At 40.8% G+C, this 9,474-nt stretch carries 6 protein-coding genes and 1 pseudogene; 2 read left to right on the top strand and 5 right to left on the bottom strand.

Annotated elements, in window-relative coordinates; genetic code table 11:
- Positions 1-182, top strand: a pseudogene (locus AC13EX_RS00005) (phosphorylase); the annotation flags it as partial.
- A 430-nt stretch (positions 183-612) separates the two neighbouring features.
- Positions 613-1,686, top strand: a complete 1,074-nt coding sequence (locus tag AC13EX_RS00010; RefSeq protein ID WP_339715612.1) for a zinc-binding metallopeptidase family protein — start codon at positions 613-615, stop codon at positions 1,684-1,686.
- An 80-nt stretch (positions 1,687-1,766) separates the two neighbouring features.
- Here the strand turns inward: AC13EX_RS00010 and AC13EX_RS00015 are convergent, their stop codons facing one another.
- From AC13EX_RS00015 to AC13EX_RS00035, 5 genes are all read right to left on the bottom strand, one after another.
- Positions 1,767-3,362 (bottom strand): FG-GAP repeat domain-containing protein, encoded by a 1,596-nt coding sequence (locus tag AC13EX_RS00015; RefSeq protein ID WP_482891033.1) that lies wholly within the window; start codon positions 3,360-3,362, stop codon positions 1,767-1,769.
- A 212-nt stretch (positions 3,363-3,574) separates the two neighbouring features.
- On the bottom strand, positions 3,575-4,993 hold the full coding sequence (locus AC13EX_RS00020) for a Gfo/Idh/MocA family protein (RefSeq protein ID WP_482891034.1): 1,419 nt from the start codon (positions 4,991-4,993) through the stop codon (positions 3,575-3,577).
- Between the two features lie 316 nt (positions 4,994-5,309).
- Positions 5,310-7,334, bottom strand: a complete 2,025-nt coding sequence (locus AC13EX_RS00025) for an FAD-dependent oxidoreductase (RefSeq protein WP_482891035.1) — start codon at positions 7,332-7,334, stop codon at positions 5,310-5,312.
- A gap of 257 nt (positions 7,335-7,591) precedes the next feature.
- On the bottom strand, positions 7,592-8,857 hold the full coding sequence (locus AC13EX_RS00030; protein WP_339715624.1) for an exo-alpha-sialidase: 1,266 nt from the start codon (positions 8,855-8,857) through the stop codon (positions 7,592-7,594).
- Positions 8,858-9,221: 364 nt separating this feature from the next.
- A partial coding sequence (locus AC13EX_RS00035; protein ID WP_482891036.1) for a hypothetical protein occupies positions 9,222-9,474 on the bottom strand: 253 nt, incomplete at its 5' end.

Consider the following 9,474-nt stretch of genomic DNA (forward strand, 5'->3'; position numbering starts at 1 on the left):
AGAAACATGCCTTTACCAATTTCGAAATGGAGACAGCAGGCTATTATGCCATGGGGAAAATGTTAGGGCATGAGGTCCTTAGCATGAATGCCATTGTTGCCAACCGGATCTCAGGAAATTTCTCCAGTTCACCAGACACGATCATAGATCAATTAATAACTACTGTTCCAGAAAAAATTTAACCGGGATTATGTAACAGCATTTCTCCGTCCTCAGAAGGTCAGGGGTGATGCCTGTCCGGTGTTTACGGGACGTGTTGGAATCGCAAGAAAATCAGGCTGTTTGGAGATTTGAGCATAGCACGGCTATGGTGAAATTGAAAACAGCAACGAAGTGGCTGATTTTAAAGCGATTTCAGCACGTAATAGATTGTCTATTGCATATTTCGGGTTCAATCCTAGAAGATCCTGGGGTATGAATCGAAGGCTATAAGGGTATTTCTTTGGGCTGACTCCATTCTAAATTAGAAAAGGCATTGAATATTTGGCGTAAAAAAAAAATCGATCGGCTTTTTGCTTTCTGTTAGTTTTTATGAAGGGGGATTTTATTCGGTATCAATTACTTGAGGTGTTTTTATCGCTGAAATTCCTTACATTTCCTAAAACATTAACCATGAAACTTTTCCAATGTGGCCATTGCCGGCAGCTGACATTTTTTGAAAATACCCATTGTAGCCATTGTCAGTCCTCATTGGGTTTTGATCCAATTAGTTTGGACTTGCTAGCACTTAAAGAATCCAATGGCTATTTTGTCACAAGAAATGAAGCTAAAGTTGCCTTTCGCTTTTGCGAAAACAATAAGCTGGACGCCTGCAACTGGTTGATACCCCAAGCGTCCACCGAAAAATACTGTAAGGCCTGTTCCCTAAATCGAGTTATACCGGATTTGGTTAACCCTGCTTATAGGAAAAGGTGGATAAAAATCGAACAAGCTAAACACAGGCTGGTTTATGCGCTTTTGAGATGGAAACTCCCTTTTTTTCCATGGGATGAATCCTCCGGAAAAGGACTGGGCTTTGAGTTCAAGGCCAGCCAAAATCAGAAAAAGGTATTGACAGGGCATGCCTCTGGTATTATTACCATGAACATTGCAGAAGCTGACGATGTAGAACGCGCCATGGCTAGAAAACAAATGGACGAAGTCTATAGGACCGTTTTGGGGCATTTCAGACATGAAATCGGTCATTATTATTGGGAGGTATTGATCGCAGAAACAGAATGGCTGGAAAAGTTCCGGTCTGTTTTTGGAGACGAAAGCATTTCCTACTCCGATGCGCTTGACAAACATTACAGTAATGGGGCACCAGACAACTGGCAGGAGAACTTTATTTCTTCTTATGCCAGTGCACACCCATGGGAAGATTGGGCAGAGTCTTGGGCGCATTACCTTCATATGGTGGATACCCTAGAGACTGCTTATGCCTTTGGTTTAACCATTAATCCCAAACTAACGGGGATTCCAGATATTGTTTCCACTCAATTTTCGGAAGATGCCTATGGTTTTGTTGATTTCTCACAACTCCTCAATCAATGGACTTCTTTGTCTTTGGCCTTAAACAGCTTGAATAGGAGCATGGGCCTTCCAGATCCATATCCTTTTGTCATTTCATCCCCAGTTAGCAAAAAGCTTGCATTTATTCATGAACTTATCCATAGCTTGGATTTGGATACTCAACAAAATGCTTAAGCCATTTTTCCCTTCATTGGTGCCAGAAATAGGCGATTCTACCTATTTCTGGCACCAATGTGGCGAAACCTAATGTTAATTTAGTGCTGTATTTCTAAATTTTGTAATATTAGCATAGGGCCATTAAGTTTTTTAAGTTCTTCTGAAGGATTGGCTTTATTGTCGTATTTGCCATTAGATCCAAGTAGCAAATCCAAGTCTCCATCTAAATCAATATCACCAATTTCAAAAGTAATCCACCTGGCATCCAATTTGGTGTTTAAAATTTTAGGCTGATAAGCATATGGGCTTTCTTGCTTTAGGTAAACGAAATCCTGCCTGCCGGATAAATTAAAGTCCGGGAAATAGGCTATTGCCACAATATCAAGTTGGCCATCCTGATCAAAATCTGCTGCGGCACATTTATTAACTCCATTCATTGGGAAAAAATAAACCTGTTTAAAGTTATTTTTCCCATCATTTTCAAATATTCTTAGCCCGTGATAGGGTTTTGCTATGGGAGGATAATCTCCATTGTCCCCATTCCCATAAAGAATGTCCAGGTGTCCATCCTTGTTAAAATCTACCAAATCAAAAGATACGGAACCATAAGTAGGAGGAAACCGGAGAACCCTTTCTTCGGTAAATTGACCTTCTCCCTCATTGTAAAAGATGGAAATCCCTTCATCTCCTTGCGCAAAGAGGGCGACAATGTCCTTTTTCCCATCTCCGTTCATGTCTTTTACAACCGCATGAATGGCTCCCGCTACATTCTTTAAGGTGGTTTTTTTATAAGGGTGTTCCGGATTGCCTGAATTTTCAAACAAGGTAAGGGATCCGGTATAATACCCAAATTCTGCTACAAGTATATCATTAAGCCCATTGTCAGTCACATCTTCAAAAACTGTTTGAACAGGCCGGTTCAGTTGGCTTAAGAATTTCCTGAAAGATGAATAGTGAAGTTCTCCAGGATTTCTGAACAAGGTGATCAAATCTCCAAATTTATTTTTCCCGGGGGAGAGCCTGAGGGAACCAGCCAGTGTGATGGAGAGCTCGTCCTTTCCAAATGCTACATCTGTGGGGGCAGAAGGAAGAGGAATCATCTGAGAAATTCTGTTGCCACTATTTAAGATGGCAAGAGAACCTCGCTCCCCAGAAGCACCACCTACATAGATGCCTTCATTATTGGGATCTGTTTTTAAAAAGGTAATGTTCTGAAGCTTCCCATTTTCTGTAGGCTCCACCATTTCAAAACCTTCCAAATGGCTAATTTTACTTTCTTCCCATATGGTTTGGTCTAGGGCCTCTGGTGCTTCTGCTAAATAAAAAGCCTTTATCTTTTCCCAGTCTACAGCAGCAATACTGGGTTTCTCGGGAAACATTTGAAGATCTTCAACGGCCGTTTTGTTAATAGCACCTTCGAGAATTGTACTTCTTGGCACCTCCGCTTCATAGATCCCAAACAACCTGCCCATCAAAGGCAATACCGAACGCTCCCAAGTTTTTTTATCCAATTCAGATGGTTTTGGATACAAATGACAACTTTGGCAATGTTTTTCCGATAGTTCCTTCCCTGAGAGGGCATTTTCAGACTCAAGCTTTTGGGTAGCTTTCTTTTCCCCAGAACCATTGCAGGAAAAGTTGAGCAAGAGGCAAAAGAAAATAAACTTCAGTGGTAGGATGCTTTTATTGTTCATGAAATCTCACTTTCCAACTTTTAAACTCGGATTATGTAATAGGATTTGTAATAGCTTGTCCCGTGTTTACGGGAAGTGTTGTAATCACAAGAAAATCAGGCTGTTTGGATATTTTAGCATAGCACCGCTATGGTGAAATTGAAAACAGCAACGAAGTGGCTGATTTTGAAGTGATTTCAGCACGTAATAGATTATCTATTGCATGTTTCGGGTTAAATTAAATTGGTTGTACCACCTTCTTTTAAATCAATGTCCATTCCTCTTTTATTTGTTTTCCAAGCACCTGAGGTAAAGTCAGGAACCTTCATCGTCTTGCCTTGTTGGGCCACTGATTGCTCACTCAAAGGAGTTACTGCTGTCCACAAGGCTGCATCATACACATCCATTTCCAAAGGCAATCCATTTCTAAGACAATCAATCAAACGCCAATCACTGGCCGTTACTCTTTCGTAGGACCTGCTTCCCTTGATTCCTCCAGCTTGTGATACTTTCTCTTGAAAAGTTCTCGTCATCTTTGGGGTGTATTTCTCTACAAGTGCTTTGAATTCGCTTTCTTCCATATAATCCTCACTAATCGCTATTCTTGGTGGGCGGGCTTCATAGATGCCTTTGGAGCCACTGATCAGTTGGAATCTGGAACCAGGTCTGGGTGAGCTTATGTCATGTTGCAACATGATGGTTCTCCCTTTAAAAGTACGAATCAGGGTAGTATTCATGTTCCCACGGAATTTAAGCCCATCATAAGGTTCGAAATAAGGGTCTTTTTCAGCCAGCTCTTTCATCTTAGGCGCCATGGTAAAATCACCACTGGAAATGGAAACCAAATATTCCATTTGATCTCCGTAATTGAGATCCATCATCTGAGCAGCTGGTCCCAGAACATGTTGCGGGTAAAGATTGCCATTCCTGCCTACATTTTCTTTTAAGCGCCAAGGTCGGTAGCCGAACCAATTGTCTTCATCTCTTTCCCACCTGTCTGGGCCATTTACCCTGTCATGAACATAATTGCCCTCTCCATGAATCAATTCGCCAAAAAAGCCATCTCTAGCCATATTTAAAATGGTGGCTGCCATTCCGTCATGACAAGACCCACAACCCATAAAGCAATGCTTTTTCGTCCTTTCTGAAGTTTCCACCACCTGCCAGCATTCTTCAAGGGAAATACCTACTGGCAATTCGGTATAAACATGCTTGTCTCTTTCCATGGCATATACGGCTATGGGAGCATGGAACTTCCATGGGGTTGCAATGTAGATCAGGTCTATGTCATTGCGGTCACAAAGCGCTTTGTAAGCTTCTTCACCATCTGTATAGGTGTCCGGATTGTGTCCATAACCTTCTATCGTCTTAAGTGCTTTTTCAATATTTCCGGGAAGAATGTCGCACAGCGCAATAATGTCTACGTTTTCTATACTTGCAAAACGGTTTAATGTTCCTGAACCCCGACTGCCCACGCCAATTAAACCCATCCGCACCCTGTCCATTTTTGGTGCGGCATAACCATGCATGTTAAAAGATTGCTTGTGTACCTGCGTTTTTGGGGTTTCAGCCTTTGACCTACTGGCACCTACAACAATACCAGCACCAGCCATACCGGCAACTTTGATAAATTCTCTGCGGTTATTTTTCATTTTTCAAGATCTTTTGTGGTCAAAAGTAAGTTGTAAAAATTGGAATGGTAAAGAGGATTCCTTCTGTCAATGAAATTTCTTAGTATGCGGTAATCCCTTTACTATATAGTCATTACCAGAGAAATAAAGAAACAATATTCTAAAAATAGTAACGGAAACGTTATCGAAGATCATGTGAAAAATTAAAAGTCAGGCGCTATATTTCATTCCCTATTCCAAGAAGTAAGATTAGGTGGTGCGCATTGATCAAAGCCGATTACTATTTATTCAGGCTTTACAGAATTTTGTAAAATGGATTTCTCAATGTTGTTCGGGTTTAAGTGTTTTTGTCTTTAGCCAATTCAGTTTCCTGATACAATTGGTACATGGCCATGCAGGCTTCCCCTCGTAGGACGTTGGATTTAAGTGCTCTTTTTTCATATAACCAGGACTCCGGCTGAAGATTTTTTCCATCGGATTTATTCATGGTTTGAAGGGTTTTCTGTAGGACTGAAATTGACACAACTTGGCCATTATTGTTCAGCTCGGCATCGATGGTGATTTCTGGATTATTGGTGATTTCTTCGAAAATGCCCAGCCACAGCTTACAATCTTCAGTTGATAAATGCTCCTGTGTCCTTGCCAAATAGGAATCAAAAAATCCTTTGGTACCCCAAAACTGTACCGCATCAAAAGCTTTATCCGCCCTGTCTATGTCCTTAAAGTAAGTCAGGATTTGATGGTTCTTAATTAAAATGTTCTGGAGTTCTAGCACAGGTACATCCTTAATTTCTACCTGCAATTCTCTGGACATGTGGGCAGCGATACCTGCAACCTGGCCAATTCCCATCCATAAGGGTTCCATTCTTACGGTAGAATAGGCAACATGTGTAGTGGATGCCGCCACCGGAACAATCAATCCCAGGACTTTTTCAGGAACCAGAATCCTGTAGGGAATCTGGTAAGGAGAGATTTCATACATCCCTATATAGCCTTCCAATACTTTATTGTCTTTTGATGGAACTTTGGAAACTGGAAAGCTGTCAATTGGAAATTCACCTGTAATAATGGTGTCTTCAAAAACCGTGGTTCTTTGGGCATCCTCGCGAAGGGTAACGTCATTTTCGGTGAGGGTGTACATTCCTTTTAATCTCCTGGCCTCGCGGATATACAATTGCCAAGGGAAGTGTTCATTGTCTGTAAATTCATCCTTGGGCAAGTGGTATTTCATGGCCAGGTTTCTGTGTTCTTCCGGAATTTCCGGATCATTCTGAACAAAGTAAATCAAGCCTAGGGTCAGTTCTCTATGTCTCTTGAATATTCTTTCTCGAGCAGCCCAGTCGGTTTCAGGATAAGCGTAATTTTCTCCCACAAATGGGAATCCCAATGGTCTTGGATTGATGTTAACATCATACTTTCGATTTGGTATTTCGGTGAAGGAAAAAACCCGGACCATTGTATCAAAGTGATCTGAATAATAACCATGCCCTTCTTTAAACACTTTGGGTGCACTTAATCTTCCGTCCTTTAAATCGTTAAAATATTCCACATAGTTGTTTCTGTCATAGCCATGAGGAGGTTCAGTAAGTACATAGCTGTTTGCTGGATCATCCGTCATGCACAAGCGATAGGTGTAGGCAGGCAACCTGCTATCTTCTTCACCACTGCCCCCTTCCAAAAATGCTTTTTCATTGAAATCAAAGAATATATGGCCGGCATGTGCTTCATTAAATTCCTCTTTTCCTTCCCTTCCCAAGCGATAAACTGCACCCGCAAGGGCAAAAACATCTCCTTCATAGGTAGCATCAACAAATACCTCAGCCTTTAGAAATCGAGTGTCTCCACTGGTACGGTCCTTAAACCTTAATCTGGAAATTTTTTCAGATTTCATCTCGGCTTCTTCTATTTGGTAATTGAATAGCACCTTGATGTTTTTTTCTTCCGCTATCATTTGGTTAAATACCAGTTCGGCAACAGATGGTTCATAGTAATAGCCTTCTTTGCAAAGCAATACCTCTTTGGAGCTTTTTCCATATTTTTCGGTATAGTAGTGTAGTACCATTTCTGTAAACTCCTTAAAAAGACCAGCAATGGCCTCTTTGTTTTCTATATCACTTTTGCCTAATCCGCTTGTGGTCATCCCGCCTAAGTGGGAATGGTATTCGGTAAGGATTACTTTAGAGCCCATTCTTGCCGCTGAAATTGCCGCCATTATTCCTGCAGGTGTTCCACCTATTACAGCAATATCAGCAAAGTCTTCTCCTTCCGAATCGGCATTTTTATACACACATGAAGCAGCTAATCCACTACCCGTAATTAGGGTTCCTAATGAACTTAATCTTATAAAATTTCTTCTATCCATTTTTAAATCAAAGTTTTAACAAGTGGCGAAACTTGAAGTATTCATTAGAGGCTTTAGGTTATAACCGGAATTTTCAACAATGTATGCCTTTATTTTTCAGCTTCAGATCGCCAAGGAAGGCGTTTTTGGTTTAAATTTTAATGTCCAATAAGGGTTTAATATTTAGATATAGCGCATACCTTAAAAACGAAGTGAACTAGGTTAATTGATTAATTTTCGATTAATCGTACATTCTATACAATTCAATAAATAACCTTTTACTTTTTCAAGGGAGGCATTTCCAGCTTATCCAGATCAGTGATTTTAACCTTTAATACTTCTATTTTTTGCTTTACTGATCCAGCAAAGGCAATAAGCAAATGGCCATCTTGCTCAATCACATGTGGGTAATCGATGTGTCTGCCACCAGTCAGGTAACCCATTTTGGTAAATACCATGCCATCATCGCTAATGGCCAATGTGAGAGGGTCTCTTCTTTCAGGATGTGGATTAGAGACCAATACATACCTGCCATCGTTTAATCTTAAGCCATTGAATTTTGATCGGGCATCGGGGAAATTCGTTCGAACGGGATTGCTCCATGTCCGTCCATTGTCTATGGAGAACGCCCTGTACAGGTAGCCACTTTTCCTATTGTCTCTAAAGAGTGCCATCAGGTTTTTTCCGTCAGGCAGCACCCACCAATAGGGCTCTTCAGGATCCATTTCTGCGGTAGAGCCTGTTACGGGATAGGATTCCCATTGATCAAAGCCCTTAATTCCACCAAGCAAAAATTCAATGCCGGATTCTTTATAATCATAAGCTCTTCTGGACATTAGCCATTCTCCGGTAGGCAGAAGTTTTGGAGGGAAATTGTTGATGGCATTTTTATAAACTACTCCCTTTTCTTCCCATGAATTGGAGGCACCATTCCATTTATAAGCCCAAAGCTCCAGGCTTGGACCAAAAAAGCCTGCTGCCTCATCAAGGGATGCCAGGGCCAGAAGTTCCCCATCTCTTTGCCAGAAACCACGAGAAATCCAGCGTTTCCCTTTTTCAGTTCGGGTATTGTAATGTTCTGATTCTGGACCCGATCCTTCCGGGTAAGAGGTAAGAAAATCAGGTTTAGACCAGCTAAGTCCATCTGGACTAGTAGCATATTTCACTACCTGCCCAACCCTGTCTTCGACACCAGGGCCATCGCTCCACATCAGCCAGTACTTGCCTTCGTAAAAAGTGATATAGGAATGTTGATTAACACCACCACTTGTTTTTGCTTCCGAGAAAGTTGGGTGGTTTACGCCTTCCGCCGTCACGTCACTAACTAGTGCATGTGCGGAAGGGATTTTGGGGAGGTTATCAAAATCAATATCATGGGGGTGCTCAAACCAGTCTCCCATTAGCATTATTTTGGAGCTAGGATTGTTTACTGGATCCGGGTAATCTTCAATTGTGGTATTTTCCTTTTTATGCGTGCAACTGATTAATTGTGAAAATAAAAGGGCAATAAATACTATTCCTAAGGCTGATGCTTTTGTGGTCATGTTTATTAATTATAGGGCAAAACTTATTGTTTGGTAATTGATACTTATTAAATCCAATAGTATAGGTTTATTTTTATTTATCCCATATTTATTTGGTGTTTGTTGTACAAAATAGCCAAATTAATTTTATTAGGCTTCATTAATGGGTTTACTGGTAATAATAAGTGCTGAAATTAGAACTCCATTCCATAAAATTTTGGAAGATTAGTTTGATCAATATGAAATATTGGTGCTGTCTAGAGTTGCAATTAAAGGTTTGCGAGGGAATCCAAAATTGAAAAAGACATGGGTAAACCCGGACCTTTGTCTCGTCCTGAAAATGGTTGACACTTTTGTTTTTCAAATATAGTAAGTGTTTTAATTTCTAAGAAGTTTCATTTAACTTACAGTACCACGATAAAGAGGAGGCAAGCTCTGCTGAGGAGGAAGTTGCCAAGGAATAGTCGTTTGGTCGGATAGGGTTGCTATTTTCAGAGCGGGCCTTGACAGGTTCGGTCTTCTTTTTCCAATTATATTTCTTTCCAATAACGCGTTCGGTATCATGCCTTGTAAAACCTTCGTCATGTACTTGGTTAGGTGTTAGATTTCCTAAACTCTCGTGTGGTCTCATATCATTA

This window comes from Cyclobacterium sp. L-R, from assembly GCF_056859355.1.